The organism is Pantoea endophytica, assembly GCF_002858935.1.
Lineage (GTDB): Bacteria > Pseudomonadota > Gammaproteobacteria > Enterobacterales > Enterobacteriaceae > Pantoea > Pantoea leporis.
Genome location: NZ_PJRT01000007.1, coordinates 269,952 through 288,275 on the forward strand (window position 1 = coordinate 269,952; position 18,324 = coordinate 288,275).

11 protein-coding genes and 3 tRNA genes are annotated in these 18,324 nt (G+C 57.4%); 10 read left to right on the plus strand and 4 right to left on the minus strand.

The window, feature by feature from the left end:
- Positions 1-102: 102 nt before the first annotated feature.
- From PZBJ_RS07800 to recD, 8 genes are all read left to right on the plus strand, one after another.
- Positions 103-573, plus strand: a complete 471-nt coding sequence (locus tag PZBJ_RS07800) for a prepilin-type N-terminal cleavage/methylation domain-containing protein (RefSeq protein WP_101762023.1) — start codon at positions 103-105, stop codon at positions 571-573.
- The gene (locus tag PZBJ_RS07805; protein ID WP_101761996.1) at positions 564-1,103 is read left to right on the plus strand and encodes a prepilin peptidase-dependent protein; all 540 of its coding nucleotides are present in this window, start codon (positions 564-566) and stop codon (positions 1,101-1,103) included. Before PZBJ_RS07800 ends, PZBJ_RS07805 begins: the two co-directional genes overlap by 10 nt.
- Positions 1,100-1,522: a DUF2509 family protein gene (locus tag PZBJ_RS07810; RefSeq protein ID WP_101761997.1), complete on the plus strand. Its 423-nt coding sequence runs from the start codon at positions 1,100-1,102 to the stop codon at positions 1,520-1,522. Before PZBJ_RS07805 ends, PZBJ_RS07810 begins: the two co-directional genes overlap by 4 nt.
- Positions 1,455-1,796 carry a prepilin-type N-terminal cleavage/methylation domain-containing protein gene (locus PZBJ_RS07815; protein WP_146001291.1) on the plus strand — a complete coding sequence of 114 codons (342 nt, stop codon included), beginning with the start codon at positions 1,455-1,457 and terminating at the stop codon, positions 1,794-1,796. Before PZBJ_RS07810 ends, PZBJ_RS07815 begins: the two co-directional genes overlap by 68 nt.
- A 69-nt stretch (positions 1,797-1,865) precedes the next feature.
- Positions 1,866-5,246, plus strand: coding sequence for an exodeoxyribonuclease V subunit gamma (recC, locus tag PZBJ_RS07820; RefSeq protein ID WP_101761998.1), 3,381 nt, complete (start codon positions 1,866-1,868; stop codon positions 5,244-5,246).
- Positions 5,247-5,353: 107 nt separating this feature from the next.
- The gene (gene ptrA / locus PZBJ_RS07825) at positions 5,354-8,251 is read left to right on the plus strand and encodes a pitrilysin (protein WP_101761999.1); all 2,898 of its coding nucleotides are present in this window, start codon (positions 5,354-5,356) and stop codon (positions 8,249-8,251) included.
- Entirely contained in the window at positions 8,248-11,787 is a 3,540-nt protein-coding gene (gene recB, locus PZBJ_RS07830; RefSeq protein ID WP_101762000.1) for an exodeoxyribonuclease V subunit beta, read from the plus strand. Before ptrA ends, recB begins: the two co-directional genes overlap by 4 nt.
- A complete protein-coding gene (recD, locus tag PZBJ_RS07835; RefSeq protein WP_101762001.1) occupies positions 11,784-13,622 on the plus strand; it encodes an exodeoxyribonuclease V subunit alpha in 1,839 nt (612 codons plus the stop codon). The genes recB and recD overlap by 4 nt, the downstream gene beginning before the upstream one ends.
- Before the next feature lie 142 nt (positions 13,623-13,764).
- On the opposite strand, the gene argA is transcribed toward recD, so the two are convergent.
- A complete protein-coding gene (gene argA / locus PZBJ_RS07840; RefSeq protein ID WP_007891884.1) occupies positions 13,765-15,093 on the minus strand; it encodes an amino-acid N-acetyltransferase in 1,329 nt (442 codons plus the stop codon).
- Positions 15,094-15,326: 233 nt separating this feature from the next.
- On the opposite strand from argA, the gene amiC reads away from it, so the two are divergent.
- A complete protein-coding gene (gene amiC / locus PZBJ_RS07845; RefSeq protein ID WP_146001292.1) occupies positions 15,327-16,562 on the plus strand; it encodes an N-acetylmuramoyl-L-alanine amidase AmiC in 1,236 nt (411 codons plus the stop codon).
- Positions 16,563-16,634: 72 nt separating this feature from the next.
- Here amiC and PZBJ_RS07850 read toward each other — a convergent pair.
- The 3 genes from PZBJ_RS07850 to PZBJ_RS07860 form a co-directional block, all read right to left on the minus strand.
- Positions 16,635-16,711: transfer RNA gene (locus PZBJ_RS07850), tRNA-Met, on the minus strand.
- A 51-nt stretch (positions 16,712-16,762) separates the two neighbouring features.
- Positions 16,763-16,839: transfer RNA gene (locus tag PZBJ_RS07855), tRNA-Met, on the minus strand.
- A gap of 53 nt (positions 16,840-16,892) precedes the next feature.
- Positions 16,893-16,969: transfer RNA gene (locus tag PZBJ_RS07860), tRNA-Met, on the minus strand.
- A gap of 204 nt (positions 16,970-17,173) precedes the next feature.
- Here PZBJ_RS07860 and mltA point away from each other — a divergent pair.
- The gene (mltA, locus tag PZBJ_RS07865) at positions 17,174-18,322 is read left to right on the plus strand and encodes a murein transglycosylase A (RefSeq protein ID WP_101762003.1); all 1,149 of its coding nucleotides are present in this window, start codon (positions 17,174-17,176) and stop codon (positions 18,320-18,322) included.
- Positions 18,323-18,324 lie beyond the last annotated feature (2 nt).

Below are 18,324 nucleotides of genomic sequence, written 5' to 3' on the forward strand. Positions count from 1 at the left end.
TGCTGTACCTCTCTGCACCTCTCCTCGATTTCCTGCGCAACGTTTCCCAACGTCGACTTCTCCCCCTTGTTGAACGTCATGTTGCTGGGCACATTAGCCGCCATGAACAGAAACGTTAACCACGGCTTCACTTTGCCCGAACTGTTATTGGTGATGGTGATCGCCGGCATACTTAGCGTCGGCGCGCTGCAAGGTTGGCAGCGCTGGCAGCAATATCAACAGCTGCGCGACAGCGTACTGCAACTGCAGGGATTTCTGCTGCGTTTGCGCGCCCATGCTAACTGGCACAACCGCGATCTCACGCTGTGGGTACAAAGCGGTGAAAACGGCTGTCTTGGGGCGGGACCTAAACCTGCAGAAGGCTGTGCACTGCCCTCGCGCTGGTTATTTAAACCGCCGCACGACAGCGTGCGCCTTGTCGGCATCAATGGTGACGTCGGTTTTTACGGTCGGCGTGATGTCGCGCGTCCTGGCAGCATCGATCTCGCCAGTGCGGCGGGACGCTGGCGCTTAATTATCTCCGCCAGAGCGCGCATCCGTGCCTGTCAGCCGGGAGAGAAAGGATGCGAATAACGCAACGCGGATTCAGCCTGCTGGAGATGCTGATTGCCATGGCGATTGGCGCGGTACTGATGATCAGCGTCGGGCGATTTTTACCGCTGCTGCTGGAGCAGAATCTGCGCCTGCAACAGCGCGTGCAGTTACAGCAGGAGCTGCAGCAGATCGCCAATACGCTGCAAAAAGCGCTGCGCCGTGCCGGCTATTGCCACGGCCAGTGCAGCGGTTCGGCGCTAACGATTGCCGCCAGCGGCAGCTGCGTTTTACTGCGCTGGGATGAGAACAGCAACGGGCGCTGGGAAGGCGTGGGCCACAGCGAAAGTGACTATTACGGCTATCGGCTGCGCAGCGGACAGCTTGAAATGCAGCGTGGCGTGGATGAGTGCAACAGCAGCGGCTGGGAGAAACTCTCCGATCCGGCATTTCTCACCATCGATACCTTCAAGCTTGAACGGCAGGGATCGCGCTTGGTGCTGCAACTGGCGGGACACGCCAACAGCCAAAGCGTGGAGCTGGCAAGCTGGATAGAAGGAATCAATCTGTGAAGCAGCGTGGCAATAGCACGCTGGGCATGGTGCTGATGATGTTACTGATGGGCGGATTGACGCTACACGCCACGCGAACGCAGCTCTCGCAAGGCATGGTGTTAGTGGCTGATGAGCAGCTGCACAGTCAGGATTTCTGGCAGGCGCAGGCGGCGTTAGCGTGGGGCAGCGTGCAAAACTGGCCGCAGGCCACCGGCTGGCAATGTCAGCAATGGACAGCAGAACAGTGGCAAAGCTGCCTGCTACGAATGGAGGATGACAATGCGTTGTTATCGGGACATGGAGAAGGGCGCGCGCTGTGGCTCTATCGTTGGGTATCCATCCCCAACACGCAACCCCAGCCGCAAGCGCATGGCTGGATCGATTACTGCCCGCTGTCGCAGCCGGCGCTGTGCCAGCCAGAAGCAGCAGGGCTTTAGCCTGGCGGAAACGCTGGTGGCGATGCTGTTGCTGGCGATGACCATCAGCACATTGCTGCAATATCATCGCGCGCTGGCGCTGGGTTTTAGCCAGCAGTGGCAGCAGCGTCAGGCGTGGCGCGTTGCCGGTCAGGCGTTGCTTGGCCATGACGTTGAGGGATGGCAGAGTCAGCGCCAGCAGCAGAGCCTGGCGGGCGGCTGCACGCTGGAGCGCGTCACGGTCATGGGGCCACAGCAGCGTTCCGCCTCACTGGCGCAGCTCAATTGCCACTAGCGGTAGGCATCGCAGGTGATAAACGGTAGAGTGGCTCGGCTGCGTTGTTGTCTTGTGTTTAGGAGAAATATGTTCCGGGTCTATCACTCTAATCAGCTTGATCTGTTGAAAAATCTGGCAGGTATTCTGATTGAAAATCAACCGCTGACCGATCCGCTGGCGGCTGAACAGGTGCTGGTACAAAGCCCAGGCATGGCGCAGTGGCTGCAAATGGAACTGGCTAACAGTTTCGGCATTGCCGCCAACATTGATTTCCCGCTGCCTGCGAGCTTCATCTGGAACATGTTCGTTAAGGTGCTGCCCGATATTCCTGAAGAGAGCGCCTTCACCAAGGCCAGCATGAGCTGGAAGCTGATGCATCGCTTGCCAACTTTGCTGGAGCAGGACGCTTTCCAGCCGCTGCGTCACTACCTCAATGATGACGACGACAAGCGCAAGCTGTATCAGCTCAGCGCCCGAGTTGCCGATCTGTTTGACCAATATCTGGTGTATCGCTCGGACTGGCTCAACAGCTGGGAGCGCGGTGAACGGATTGATGGCTTAGGCGAATCGCAGCAGTGGCAGGCGCTGCTGTGGTGCGATCTGGTTAACTTTACCGAAAGCCTGGGTCAACCGATGTGGCATCGCGCCAACCTCTATGCGCGCTTTATCCAAAAGCTGGAACAGGCGCAAATGCCGCCGCCGGGCTTGCCGCAGCGCGTGTTTATTTGCGGTATCTCCGCGCTGCCGCCGGTTTATTTGCAGGCGTTGGAAGCGCTGGGCCGTCACATTGATATCCATCTGCTGTTCACCAATCCCTGCCGTCACTATTGGGGCGACATTCAGGATTATGCCTTTTTGGCGAAGCTGCAAAGCCGCCAGCGCCGCCGCATCCAGTCGGATGAGCTGCAGCCGCTGTTCCGCGATCCAGCTAGCGCGTCAGCATTGTTTAACGATATCGGCGAGCAGCAGCTGACCAATCCGCTGCTGGCGTCATGGGGCAAGCTGGGGCGCGATAACCTGTTTCTGCTGAGCCAGATGGAATCCGCCGCCAACGACATTGATGCTTTCGTCGAGGTGCCTCAAGACAATCTGCTGCACAGCTTGCAAGCGGATCTGCTCAATCTGGACGATAAAGCGGTCATTGGCCTCAACGCCGGTGAGCTGGCGAACAGCGCCGAAAAACGCCTGCTTGACCCTGAAGATCGCTCAATCACGCTGCAGGTGTGCCACAGCGCCCAGCGTGAAGTTGAAGTGCTGCAGGATCATCTGCTCACGCTGATGGAAGAAGATCCCGAACTCAAGCCACGCGACATCATCGTGATGGTGGCGGATATCGACAGCTACGCACCTTTTATTCAGGCCGCTTTTGCTAGTGCGCCGAGCGAACGCTATTTGCCGTTCGCCATCTCCGACCGACGCGCCAGTCAGGCGCACCCGGCAATTCTGGCGCTGCTCAGCTTGCTGTCGCTGCCTGAAAGTCGCTTTGCCTCCGAAGATGTGCTGGCGCTGCTTGAGGTTCCCGCATTAGCGCAGCGCTTCTCGGTGGATGAAAGCGGGCTGCGCCTGCTGCGCCGCTGGGTGATGGAATCCGGCATTCGCTGGGGACTGGACGATGCCAGCGTGGAAGCACTGGCGCTGCCGGTAACCGGACAACACACCTGGCGCTTCGGCCTGCAGCGTATGCTGCTCGGCTATGCGCTGGAGAGCCGCAACGGCGACTGGCAAGGGATCCTGCCGTATGACGAATCCAGCGGTTTGATCGCTGAGCTGGCGGGGCATCTGGCGGAACTGCTATCGCGACTCGAAGAGTGGCGTGCGCGTCTGGCAAAAAAGCGCACGTTAGCGGAGTGGCAGCCTCTGTGTCGTGAGCTGATTGAGTGCTTCTTTAGCGGAGACGCCGAAAGTGAAGCCGCGCTGCTGCTGGTGGAAACGCAGTGGAAACAGATTATCGAGCAGGGCATGCAGGCGGCGTATCAACAGCCGATTCCGGTTACGCTGCTGCGTGATGAGCTGCGTTCACGCCTCGATCAACAGCGTATCAGCCAGCGTTTCCTCGCCGGTCCCATCAACTTCTGTACGCTGATGCCGATGCGTTCGATTCCCTTCAAAGTGGTGTGTTTGCTGGGCATGAACGATGGCGTCTATCCGCGCACTTTAGCGCCGCTGGGTTTCGACCTGATGCAGCAACAGATGCGCAAAGGCGACCGTAGCCGCCGCGATGATGACCGCTATCTGTTCCTCGAAGCGCTGATTTCGGCGCAGCAGCAGCTCTATATCAGTTACATCGGCCGGGCGATTCAGGACAACACGGAGCGCTATCCATCGGTATTAGTGAGCGAGCTGGTGGATTACCTGGGGCAAAGCTTCCGTCTGCCGGGTGATGAAGCGCTCGAACCTGATATCAGCGAGCAGCGCGTGCGTGAACATCTGCAAAAGCTGCATAGCCGCATGCCGTTTGCCGCAGAGAACTTCCAGCCGGGCGCTCACGGGCAAAGCTTTGCTGCGGAGTGGTTGCCCGCAGCCACCGGCAGCGGCGTGGCACAGCCGGATTTTGTGCAGCCCTTGCTGCCTGCACCGATAGAAACCTTGTCGCTGGAGCAACTGCTGCGTTTCTGGCGCCATCCGGTACGCGCTTGGTTCCAGCAACGCTTGGGGGTGGCTTTCTGGATGGAAGAGAGCGAGCTGCCCGACAGCGAACCGTTCGCGCCTGACAGCCTGGAACGCTACCAAATCAACGCGCAATTGCTGAATACGTTGGTCAACGGTGACGATCCGGCGCAGCTGTATGCGCGTCACCGCGCCGCTGGCAATCTGCCTTATGGCGCGTTCGGGGAACTTTTCTGGCAGAGCCAAACCGAAGAGATGCAGGAAGTGGCCGCCGAGGTGAGTGGTCAACGCCAGCCCGCTGAAAGTTGGGAAATCAATCTGACGATCGGCGCAGTGCAATTGACCGGCTGGCTGACGCAGGTGCAAGCTGATGGCCTGCTGCGCTGGCGTCCGGGCGTGCTGAACATGAACGATGGTCTGCTGCTATGGCTGGAACATCTGGTGTATTGCGCGTTGGGCGGCAGCGGTGAAAGCCGCATGTACGGCCGTAAACAGAGTCACTGGCGCTTCGCGGCGCTGCCTGCTGAACAGGCGCTGTCGCTTCTGCATGCGTATGTTGCGGGTTACCAGGCTGGATTAGTCGAGCCGCTGATGCTGCTGAATAAATCCGGCGGAGCCTGGCTGGAAGCCAGCTTTGATAGCAAGTCGCAGCAGTTGCTGGAAGACGAAGCCACGCAGAAAAAGGCACTTAACAAATTGCTGCAAGCCTGGCAGGGTGGTTTCCAGGTGGAAGGCGAGGGCAGCGATCCCTATCTGCAACGCCTGAGTCGCTCATTGGACGATGAGGCCGTGCAGGCGATTACTGCCGCCGCACGCCAATGGTATTTGCCGGTGCGCCTGGCGCATCAAAATGATGAATAGCAATGGGATACGCCCTCGTTTGAGGTTGTTCCTGACACGATAAGAAAGTTTGTCTATTTCACCGCTGGGCACACAGCCAGCGGAAAAGGGTAACGTAAGGGGTTTAAATGCGGATTTACGCACGCTGGATTGGAGCGCTGCTGCTGAGCACGTTAGCGCTGAATGCCTTTGCCGATACCGATCGCGGCTGGCAACCCATCAATGACACCATTCGTAAAAGCGATCACGATCCACGCAGTTATCAGGCGATTACGTTAAACAACGGTATGACCGTGCTGCTGGTCTCGGATGCCGAAGCGCCTAAATCGCTGGCGGCGCTGACCTTACCGATCGGTTCGCTGGATGATCCTAATCAGCAGCTGGGTCTGGCGCACTATCTCGAACACATGGTGTTAATGGGCTCAAAGCGTTATCCGCAGCCTGATAATCTCGCCGAATTCCTGAAAAAAAATGGTGGCAGCCACAATGCCAGCACCGCGTCGTATCGCACGGCGTTCTATCTGGAAGTGGAAAACAGCGCGTTGCAGCCCGCAGTTGATCGTCTGGCCGATGCGATTGCTGAACCGCTGCTCGATCCGGTTAATGCCGATCGTGAACGCCATGCGGTTAACGCAGAACTGACCATGGCTCGCTCACGCGATGGCTTGCGTATGGCACAGGTGGGTGCAGAAACTCTCAACCCTGCGCATCCCGGCTCGCGCTATTCCGGTGGCAACCTTGATACGTTGAGTGACAAGCCGGACAGCAAATTGCATCAGGCGCTGACCGATTTTTATCACAGCCACTACTCCGCCAATCTGATGAAGGCGGTGATTTACAGCAACAAACCGCTGCCAAAGATGGCCGACATTGCGGCAAAAACCTTTGGTCGCGTGGCTAATCATCAAACGACGGTGCCAGAGATTGACGTGCCGGTAGTGACCGACGCGCAGAAGGGCATCATTATCCATTACGTGCCCGCACAGCCGCGCAAGCAGTTGAAAATTGAGTTCCGCATCCCGAACAACAGCGGCCAGTTCCGCAGTAAAACCGATACGCTGATCAGCTACATTCTGGGCAATCGCAGCAAAAACACCCTCAACGACTGGCTGCAAAAGCAAGGGCTGGCGGATGGCGTCAGCGCCGGTGCAGACCCGATGACCGAGCGCAACAGCGGCGTCTTCGCTATCAGCGTGTCGTTAACCGACAAAGGTCTGGCGCAGCGCGATGAAGTGGTGGCTGCGGTGTTCAACTACCTTGATATGCTGCGCACCAAAGGCATCAGTAAAGAATACTTCGATGAAGTCTCCCACGTGCTGGCGCTGGATTTCCGCTACCCATCAATTACCCGTGATATGGATTACATCGAGTGGCTGGTAGATACCATGCTGCGGGTGCCGGTTGAACACACGCTGGATGCGCCTTATCTGGCCGATCAGTTCGATCCCGCGGCAATCAAAACGCGTCTCGACGAAATGACGCCGCAGAACGCGCGCATCTGGTACATCAGTCCGCAGGAGCCGCATAACAAAGAAGCCTACTTTGTGAATGCGCCCTATCAGGTGGACAAAATCAGCGGCGCCCAAATTAGCGACTGGCAGCAACGTGCCGCGCAGCTCCAGCTGTCGATGCCCACGCTGAATCCCTACATTCCGTCGGATTTCGCCCTTATCCCCTCCGATGGCAAAACCTACGATCATCCGGTCGCACTGACCAATGGCGACAGCATGCGTATTTACTGGATGCCAAGTCAGCAGTTTGCCAGCGAACCGAAAGCCGCTATTACCTTAGCGCTGCGCAATAAATCGGCGATCAGCGACGCGCGCCAGCAGGTGCTGTTTGGGTTGAATGACTATCTCTCCAGCCTGGCGCTGGATGAGTTGAATTCGCAGGCTTCGGTTGGCGGCATCAGTTTCTCCACCGGGGAAGATGATGGCATCGTGTTTAGCGCCAGCGGGTTTACCCAACGTCTGCCGGAATTGCTGAAGAAGCTGGTGGAGGGTTACGCCACCTTTACGCCGGATCAGCAGCAGCTGGAACAGGCCAAATCCTGGTACCTGGATCGACTGGAAGCGGCAGAGAAGGGCAAAGCGTTTGAGCAGGCGATTCAGCCGATGCAGATGTTGTCGCAGCTGCCTTACACCCAACGTGAAACGCGCCGCAATCTGGTGAAAGATATTACTCTGAAAGAGGTCACCGATTACCGCGATGCGCTGATTCATCATGCAACCCCGGAGATGATGGTGGTGGGCAATCTCTCTGTAGAGCGCGTGAAACAGCTCGGCGATGAGCTGCAGCAACAGTTGCACAGCGATGGTCACGGCTACTGGCACAGTGATTATGTGGCGGTGGATAAAGCAATGAAGGCCAATCTGCAGAAAGCCGGCAGCAGTACTGATTCGGCGCTGGCCGCGCTGTATGTGCCGTTGGGCTACAGCGAATATCAAAGCATGGCCAACAGCACCATGCTGAACCAGATCGTTCAACCCTGGTTCTACAACCAGTTGCGCACCGAAGAGCAGCTCGGCTATGCGGTGTTTGCTTACCAGATGCCGATCGGACGCCAGTGGGGCATCGGATTCCTGCTGCAAAGTAATAGCAAGCAGCCGGCGTTTTTACTGCAACGCTTCCAGGCGTTTTATCCGCAGGCTGAACAGCGTCTGCGCAGCATGAAAGCGGAAGATTTCGCCCAGTATCAGCAGGCGCTGATCAACGATATGAAGCAGCGTCCGCAAACGCTAGATGAAGAGGCGAACCGCTTTAACCGTGACTTTAAACGTCAGAACTTTGCCTTCGATACGCGTGAAAAAGCGATTGAGCAAATTCAGCAGCTGACGCCAGCCGGCCTGGCCGACTTCTTCCATCAGGCGGTTTTAGCGCAGCAAGGCATGGCGATGATTTCGCAGATCGGTGGCAGCCATGATGGCGCGACCAAAGATGACTACGCCCACCTGCCGGGCTGGACCACATGGGATGAGGTTCAGAAGTTGCAGCAGTCGTTGCCCGTGAAGAGTGATGCGCAATGAGTCTGCTACCTGAATCGCTCAATCCTCTGACGCTGCCGCTGCGCGGTGAGCGTCTGATTGAGGCCTCAGCCGGCACCGGCAAAACCTTCACCATCGGCCTGCTCTATCTAAGGCTGCTACTGGGATTGGGCGGACAACATGCTTATTCGCGCCCGTTGTCGGTAGAAGAGATTCTGGTCGTGACCTTTACCGAGGCCGCGACCGCTGAACTGCGCGGGCGTATACGCGCCAACATTCACGAGCTGCGGCTGGCCTGCCTGCGCGGCGTCAGCGGCAACCCGATGCTGATGCAGCTGCTGCAGGAGATTCCACAGCCCGCCGATGCGGCTTCGCTGCTGCTGGCCGCTGAACGACAGATGGATGAAGCCGCCATCTTCACCATCCACGGCTTCTGCCAGCGCATGCTGAATCTCAACGCCTTTGAGTCCGGCATGCTGTTTGAACAGCAGCTGATTGAGGATGAACAGCTGCTGCTGCGCCAGGCGACTGCCGATTTCTGGCGTCGTCACTGCTATCCGCTGACGCTGGATGTCGCGCGAGTGATTGTCAGCGAATGGAACGGCCCGGAGCAGTTGCTTTCCACCTTGCGTCCGTGGTTGCAGGGCGAATCGCCCAGCCTGCGTCTGCCGCCTACCGACAGTGAAACCCTGGCTTCGCGCCACAGCGAAAACCTGGCGCGTATCGCCGCGATGAAAGCGCAATGGCTGACGGTGGGTGACGAAGTGCTGACGCTGGTGGGGCTATCTGACGTGGATAAGCGCAGCTACAGCAGCAAGAATTTGCCGGTTTGGGTCAATAAAGTCAGCTTTTGGGCGCAGAGCGAAACGCGTGATTATCAAGTGCCCGCCGAACTGGCGCGCTTCGGTCAGCGCATGCTTGAAGAGAAGACCAAAAAGGGCAGTCCGCCGCATCACAGTGTGTTTGACGCCATCGACACTTTCCTTGCTCAGCCGCTGTCGCTGCGCGATCTGGTGATTGCGCGTGCGCTGGTAGAGGTGCGCGCTGCGGTGCGCAAAGAGAAACGTCAGCAGGCACTGTTGGGTTTTGATGACCTGCTGAGCCGCCTCGACGAAGCACTGCAGCAGCCGAGCGGTGAGCAACTGGCTCAGGCGATTCGCCAGCGTTTCCCGGTGGCGTTGATTGATGAGTTCCAGGATACCGATCCGCTGCAATACCGTATTTTCCGCACGCTTTATATCAATCAGCCAGCGCATGCGCTGCTGTTGATTGGCGATCCCAAACAGGCGATTTACGCCTTTCGTGGCGCGGATATTTTTACCTATATCCGCGCGCGCAGTGAAGTCAGTGCGCACTACACGCTGGATACCAACTGGCGCTCGTCGCCTGCGATGGTCAACAGCGTTAACCATCTATTTGCGCGCCTCGACGCGCCCTTCCTGTTCGCTGAGATCCCGTTCCAGCCGGTGCAGTTTGCGCCTCCCAACCAGCAACTGTCGCTCACTATCGATCAGGTTGAGCAAGCGGCGTTACGCTTCTGGCTGCAGCCGGGTGAAGGCTGCAGCGTTGGAGATTATCAACAACGTATGGCGCAGCAGTGTGCGGCCGATATCAGTCGCTGGTTGCAGGCCGGGCAGCAGCAGCGCGCGATGCTGGGCAAAGCGCCCAATTTGCGGCCGGTACAAGCCTCTGACATCACAGTGTTAGTGCGCAGCCGTAACGAAGCTAACCTGATTCGCGAAGCGCTCAATCTGCTCGGTATTCCGTCGGTTTACCTGTCGAATCGCGACAGCGTTTACACCACGCCGGAAGCGCGAGAGCTGTTATGGCTGTTGCAGGCGGTACTGGCACCGGAGCAGGAGCGTATGCTGCGTACCGCGCTGGCAACCTCGCTCTTTGCCTTTGATGCCTCGCAGCTGGATGCGCTGGATCAGGATGCGCGCGGCTGGGATGAACTGGTGGATACCTTTGCCCGCTGGCAGCTGGTGTGGCAGCAGCGTGGCGTCTTGCCGATGCTGCGCGAGATGATGCTGGAGCGTCAGCTGGCGGAAAATCTACTGGCATCGGAGAACGGCGAGCGTCGTCTGACGGATTTACTGCATCTCGGCGAACTGCTGCAGGAAGCGGCTGCGCAGCTGGATAGCCCACACGCGCTGGTGCGTCATCTGGCACAGCAGATCGCCCGCCCGGATAGCCAGTCTGCCAGCCAGCAACTGCGTCTGGAGAGCGATCGTCATCTGGTGCAGATTGTCACCATCCACAAATCTAAAGGGCTGCAATATCCGCTAGTGTGGCTGCCATTCGCCGCCGGTTTTCGCGAGGCGGATACCGCGCTTTATCACGATCGTGAGAGCTTTAACGCGGTCCTGGATCTGCAAGCCGATGAAGAGAGCCTGGCGCTGGCCGAACAGGAGCGTCTGGCGGAGGATTTGCGCCTGCTCTACGTGGCGTTGACCCGTTCGATCTATCACTGCAGCGTCGGCGTGGCACCGCTGTTTCGCGGCACGCGTAAGAAAGAGGGCGAGAGCGATTTGCATAAAAGCGCGCTCGGTTTTCTGTTGCAGCGCGGTGTAGCGGCAACAGCCGAACAGCTCGGCGCGTTGCTGCATAACATGGACGCGGCGGGCACCGAGGTGGTGCTGGCTGAAGATATGCAAGCCGAGCGCTGGCAGGTTGAGGCGGTCGCCGATAGCGAGTTGGGGGCGCGAAGCGTAACGCGCGTGCTGGCCGATCCGTGGCGCGTAACCAGTTACTCTGGTTTGCAGCAGCACAGTTCTCATCGTCTGCTTGAGGTGATGCCGAATTTCGATGTGGAAGCAGCCGGCGAAGAGGATCGGGAAGAGGAAGGGGAAGCGGCGCTTACGCCCCATCACTTCCCGCGCGGTGCCGCGCCGGGAACGTTTTTGCATGAGCTGTTCGAATCGCTGGATTTCCCGCAGCCGCCTTCCGAGGAGAAGCTGGCGCAACATCTGCAGCAAAACGGCTATCCGCTGCACTGGCAGCCGATGCTCAGTGCGTGGATCAGGCGTGTATTGAGCACGCCACTTAACGCGCAGGGTATTCATCTGGCGCAGGTGCAGAGTAGCGATCGTTTGGTGGAGATGGCATTCTATCTGCCAATTGACAATGTGCTGACCGCGCGTGAACTGAGCGCGTTGATTGCTCAGGATGCGTTATCGGCGCAGGCTCCGCCGCTCGATTTCCGTCAGGTGCAGGGCATGCTGAAAGGCTTTATCGACCTGGTGTTCCGCTGGCAGGGCAAATATTACCTGCTGGATTATAAATCCAACTGGCTCGGTGACAGCCATGAAGCTTATACGCCGCAGGCAATGGCGCAGGCGATGATCGACCACCGCTACGATTTGCAGTACCAGCTCTATACGCTGGCGCTGCACCGCTATTTACAACATCGCGTGCCGGATTACGATTATGAGCAGCATTTCGGCGGCGTATTTTATCTCTTCCTGCGTGGCATGGACGGCAGCTCGCCAGACAACGGCGTGTTTCATACCCGTCCCACCTTCGACTTCATTTCACAACTGGATAGCCTGTTTCGCGGGCCGGGAGCGACAGCATGAGCGGTATGACCGCGCTTTTAGCACAGGCGGCTGAGCTGCGTTTGCTGCGTTCGCTGGATGTCCAGTTCGCTCAACTGCTGGCTGATGATGATCAACCGGCGCGTTTGCTGCTGGCGGCCTGCCTGAGCGCGGAAGCGGGAGATGGGCATGTCTGTTTGCCGTTATCACAGCTGAGCCGCGACAACCTGTTTAAAGGGCGTCATGCGGAGCTGGCGCAGGCTATCTGGCAAGCGGCAGGCGAACCGCAGGATTGGCCGGCAATTTTAGCCGGCTGGTCGGCACTGAGTAGCAGCGATTGCGCGGCACCCATCGTGCTGAGCGAAGGCCGTCTCTATCTGCATCGCCTTTGGCACAACGAAGGGCAGGTGGCGCGTTTCTTTCAGTCACAGTCGACAGCACAGCCTTTTGCGCCTGAACGGGTCAGGAAAGTGCTGGATCAGCTGTTTGGCAGCGAGCCGGATAACTGGCAGAAGATTGCGGCTGCGGTGGCGCTGACGCAGAAAACTGCGGTGATCTCGGGCGGTCCCGGAACCGGAAAAACCACCACGGTGGCAAAACTGCTGGCGGCACTGATCCGTCTTAGCGAAGGCGCGTTACGTATTCAGTTGGCTGCGCCGACCGGCAAAGCGGCGGCGCGTCTCACCGAATCGCTGGGCAAGGCGCTGCAAAAGCTGCCTGTGAGCGAGGCGGAGCGGCAGCGCTTTCCGGCCGATGCCACCACGCTGCACCGCTTGTTAGGCGCGCAGCCGGAAACGCAGCGCCTGCGCTATCACGCCGGCAATCCACTGCATCTGGATGTGCTGGTGGTGGATGAAGCCTCAATGGTCGATCTCGGCATGATGGCGAATTTGATTGCCGCATTGCCAGCGCAGGCGCGCGTGGTGTTCCTCGGCGATCGCGATCAGCTGGCATCGGTGGAAGCGGGCGCAGTGCTCGGTGATATCTGTCGCTGTGCCGAAGCCGGTTACAGCCCGATGCGCGCTGCGCAGCTGAGTGAGCTCACCGGCAGCGGGGTGGCGGGCATCGATGACAGCAGCGCACCCGCGGTACGCGACGCGATTTGCCTGCTGCGTAAAAGCTACCGCTTTGACGCCAACTCCGGCATTGGCCAACTGGCCGCAGCGGTTAACGCCGGTGATGCAAAGGCGGTTGAAGCCGCATTCAAGGCTGGTTTCAGCGATATCACCCGTCAACCTTTGCAGGATGCTGATGCGTATCAGGCGATGCTGACAGAGATTGCCGCCGGTTATCAGCCGTTCCTGAAACTCATTCGCCAACGCGCTGATCCTGCTGAGATTATCGCGGCGTTTGGCCGATATCAGCTGCTGTGCGCACTGCGTGAAGGGCCGTTTGGCGTGCAGGGATTGAATCAACGTATTGAGCAGAAGCTGATGCAGCTGCAGCTGATTCGTCGTCCAACCGGCGGCAGTCGCTGGTATCAGGGACGTCCGGTGATGGTGACGCGTAACGACAGCGCGCTGGGCCTGTTTAACGGCGATATCGGCATTACGCTGTTTGATGAGGAAGGCCTGCTGAAGGTGTTCTTCCCATTGCCGGATGGCAGCATCAAGGCGGTGCAACCGAGCCGATTGCCAACGCACGATACCGCGTGGGCGATGACGGTGCATAAATCGCAGGGTTCGGAATTTGACCACACGGCGTTGGTGATGCCGGCGCAGTTCCTGCCGGTGTTAACGCGCGAGCTGATTTATACCGCGATTACCCGCGCGCGTAAGCAGCTGACGTTGTACAGCGATGACTGCGTGTTCCGGCGTGCCGTGCAGTTACGTACCCAGCGACGCAGCGGATTACTGGAGCGGTTGAGCGGGGAGTAATTAAGTATCGATTCCGCACAATCCGTAGCGGCGCGATGAATCGCGCATATCAATGGCGGCAGCTTGCCCATGCGGATATTGCGCAATAAATTGCGCCGCTACGGTATGTGCAACTACGCAACGGCACAGTTAAATGATGCGACTACCCCAAATCCGCCATCAGCACTTTTGAACGGCGCTGGTAGTTATACATCTGCTTCTTGCTCTCGGGCAGGGACTCAATATCCACCGGCGTAAAACCGCGCTCCTGGAACCAGTGAATGCTGCGCGTGGTTAACACAAACAGCTTCTTTAGCCCCATCTGACGTGCCTGCAACGCCACGCGATCCAGCAACAGTTCGCCACGCGACGAGCTGCGGTAATCCGGATGCACTGCCACACAAGCCATCTCACCAATCTGCTCGTCCGGGAACGGATAGAGCGCGGCACAGGCGATGGTTAAATTATCGCGCTGAATAATGGTGAACTTATCAATCTCCATCTCCAGTTGCTCACGTGAGCGACGCACCAGAATCCCTTGCTGCTCCAGCGGGCGAATCAGTTCGAGAATACCGCCGATATCGTTGATGTTGGCGCGACGAATCTGCTCGGCCGACTCCATCACAATCTGGGTACCGATACCGTCGCGCGAGAACAGTTCTTGCAGCAACGCACCATCTTCCTGATAGCTAATCAGGTGGCTGCGACGCACGCCGCTGCGGCAGGCTTTGACCGCACCACGTAAGAACCGCACGGTGCCAGAGAGGAAATCGCCATCGCTCTCCATTTCGTCGATGCGCGCCTGGGCTTCGTTCGGGAATAATTCAGAAATAATCGCGCCTTCGCGATTGGTCACGCCCTGCTCGGAGCAGAAACCAATCATCTTCTCGGCCTTCAATTTAATTGCCAGCTGCGTCGCCACTTCTTCTGACGTCAGGTTAAAACTCTCGCCGGTCACAGAAACCGCTACCGGACCGAGCAGCACAATCGCATCGTTATCCAGCTGACGATGGATCGCTTCCTCATCAATACGACGAATACGCCCGCTGTGGCAGTAATCAACGCCATCATCCACCCCCAGCGGCTGCGCAATGATGAAGTTGCCGCTCACTACGTTAATGTGCGCGCCTTGTAGCGGCGTGTTGTTGAGGCTCATCGAAAGACGCGCGGTGATATCCAGCTGTAAACGACCGGCGGCCTGCTTTACCAGCTCAAGCGATTGCGCATCGGTAACGCGCGTATGTTTGTGGTAAATCGGTTCCAGCTGTTGCTGGGCCATGCTGGCGTCAATCTGCGGACGCGCACCATAAACCACCACTAAGCGAATGCCGAGGCTATGCAGCAGACCGATGTCATTAACGATGCTTGAGAAGTTCTCATGCTCGATGGCTTCGCCACCCAACATGATGACAAACGTCTTGTCACGATGGGTATTTATATAGGGAACGGTGTGGCGAAAACCCTGAACCAGTTCTGTACTGCGTTCCTTCACGGCAAAGCCCTCTATGCATGTTTATTCGTAATTTTCGTATTTTTATGCTCTTTTGCTCTTTATTGCAAGCGCCGGGCCTGACGTTACTTTACGATTTTCATGATGCAACACGCGCTAACAGACTGCATTATCTGGTTTTTCCGGCAAGACAAGACAATTCTCATCGAGCAAAGTTTTCACTTTCTTGCCATCGAGTGATGATTTTTTAGACATAACACAGCAGTTGGAGCGGCATGTCCGAAGCTTTTACACGACGACGATTATTACAGGGCGCTGGCGCATTATTAATGCTAAGCGTGACGCGTACCGGGCTGGCTGCCAGCCAGCATATTGTGGCGGTGCGCATCTGGCCCTCATCGACTTACTCCCGCGTAACCCTGGAATCAAACGTTCCCCTCAAGTACAAACAGTTCACGCTGGGGAATCCCGATCGTCTGGTTATTGATATCGAAAATATGCACATCAACCCGGTCCTGAAAGGAGTAGATAAGCTGGTGCGCGTGGACGATCCCTATATCAAAACCGCACGCGTCGGTCAGTTTGATGCCAATACGGTGCGACTGGTGCTGGAACTCAAGCGTAGCATTGCGCCCAAGACATTTACTCTTGCGCCAGTGGCAGGTATCAAGCATCGCTTAGTGGTCGATCTCTATCCTAATCAGCAATCACGGGAAGAGGATCCGCTACTGGCATTACTGCAGAATTACAATCAGGGCGATTTAGAACGCGATCAGCCGGTGCAGGCGGCGCTGCCGGGCAAAGCGGGGCGCGATCGACCGATTATCATCATGATCGATCCTGGCCATGGCGGTGAGGATCCCGGCGCGCATGGCAAATACAAAACGCGTGAGAAAGATATCGTGTTGAAGATCGGTCGCTATCTGAAGGCGCTGATCGACAAAGAGCGCAACATGAAAGCTTATATGACGCGCAATGAGGATGTGTTTATCCCGCTGCGTGTCCGCGTGGCGAAGGCGCGAAAGCAGCGTGCGGATTTGTTTATTTCGATCCATGCTGATGCCTTCACCAGTCGGGCCGCGCGCGGTTCGTCGGTGTTTGCCCTTTCGACCAGCGGCGCTACCTCAGCGGCGGCGCGCTTCCTCGCACAAACGCAGAATGAAGCCGATTTGATTGGCGGCGTCAGCATGAGCGGCGATCGCTATCTCGACCACACCATGTTCGACATGGTGCAGCGGCAAACCATCAGCGACAGCCTGAAGTTTGGTAAAGAGGTGCTGTCACGCATGGGACATATCAATCACCTGCACAAGCGCACCGTCGATCAGGCGGGATTTGCCGTGCTGAAAGCGCCGGATATTCCCTCGATTTTGGTGGAAACCGCGTTTATCAGTAATGTCGAAGAGGAGCGCAAGCTGCGCACGGCGCGCTATCAGCATCAGGTGGCTGAGGCGATTCTGCATGGGATTAAGGCGTATTTTGATAAGGGTGCGGCACTAGCGCATCGCTGAGGAGGGCGGCAGCAATGCCGCTTTTTCCGGACGCCAGAAACAAAAAAACACCCGTTAAGGTGTTTAAATGATTGGTTGCGGGGGCCGGATTTGAACCGACGACCTTCGGGTTATGAGCCCGACGAGCTACCAGGCTGCTCCACCCCGCGTCCGTCTGTCGCATTAAGCGACTTTTCACATTGTATTCTTCTTAAGACAATTGGTTGCGGGGGCCGGATTTGAACCGACGACCTTCGGGTTATGAGCCCGACGAGCTACCAGGCTGCTCCACCCCGCGTCCGACTGACGCGTTACACGACACTTCACATTGTCTCTTCATTTAAGAAGAATTGGTTGCGGGGGCCGGATTTGAACCGACGACCTTCGGGTTATGAGCCCGACGAGCTACCAGGCTGCTCCACCCCGCGTCCGTGGATGCGCACTATACTCTGGACGCGCGGCGATGCAACCCCTTTTTGAGACAAAACGCCAAATTTACAGTCAGTTGATGAATAAACTCGCCATTGGGTGAATTATTGTACAGATGTGAGCGCGACCGCTTAGGGCAGATTTCAATCTCTCTGTCCCTTTGCTATCTTCGCCGGGCAAACAATCGATAAAAAGAGAAGGTTATGAAAGGACATTGGGCGAAGTATGCACTTACTGGCGCATTTATCGCGCTGTTAGCGGGCTGTAGTTCCAAACCGACCGACCGCGGTCAACAGTATATCGATGGCAAGCTGGAGCAACCGCTTGGGCTGGTCAACCAACCGAATGCTAAAGGGCGTCCGGTGAACGGCAAAGACTTTAGCGATCAGGTAGTGCAGATTCAAACCGCCTCATCCGGCCTGTTCGGGCGCAACAACGGTACTTACAGCGCAGTGCAAAACTGGCTGCTGTCCGGCGCGGATACGCGCCAGCTCAACCAGTTTGGTTTGAATGCTTATCAGATGGAAGGCACTGACAATTACGGCAACGTGCAGTTCACCGGTTACTACACGCCGGTTGTGGAAGCGCGTTATACCCGTCAGGGCGAGTTCCAGTATCCGATTTATCGTATGCCACCGCGTCCGCGTGGACAGAAACTGCCGAGCCGCGCTTCTATCTATAATGGTGGGCTCGACGATCGCTACATCATTGCCTACAGCAATTCGCTGATCGATAACTTCATGATGGATGTGCAGGGCAGCGGCTACGTTGATTTTGGTGATGGTCGTCCACTGCGCTTCTTTGGTTACGGCGGCAAAAATGGCTGGGCTTATCACAGCATCGGTAAAGAGCTGATCGATCGCGGTGAAGTGAAGCGCGAAGATATGTCGATGCAGGCGATTCGTCAGTGGGCGCAAGAGCATTCGCCACAGGAAGTGCGTTCGGTGCTGGAAACCAACCAATCCTTCGTCTTCTTCAAACCGGAAGAGTATGTGCCGGTGCGCGGTGCCAGCGCGGTGCCGCTGATTGCCAAGGCTTCCGTTGCCTCCGATCGTTCATTGATTCCGGCCGGAACCGTGCTGTTAGCCGAAGTGCCGCAGCTGAACGAGAAGGGCAAGTTTAATGGCAAATATGAGATGCGTCTGATGGTGGCGTTAGACGTGGGTGGCGCGATTAAAGGCCAGCACTTCGATATCTATCAGGGCGTTGGCCCGGATGCGGCGCATCTGGCCGGTTTCTACAACCATTATGGCCGCGTCTGGGTGCTAAAAGCCGCGCCGGGCACCGGTCAGCCGCTGTTTAGCAACCCACAAAATGGCAACAACGGTTCGCTGCTGTTAGGTTCTAATTAATG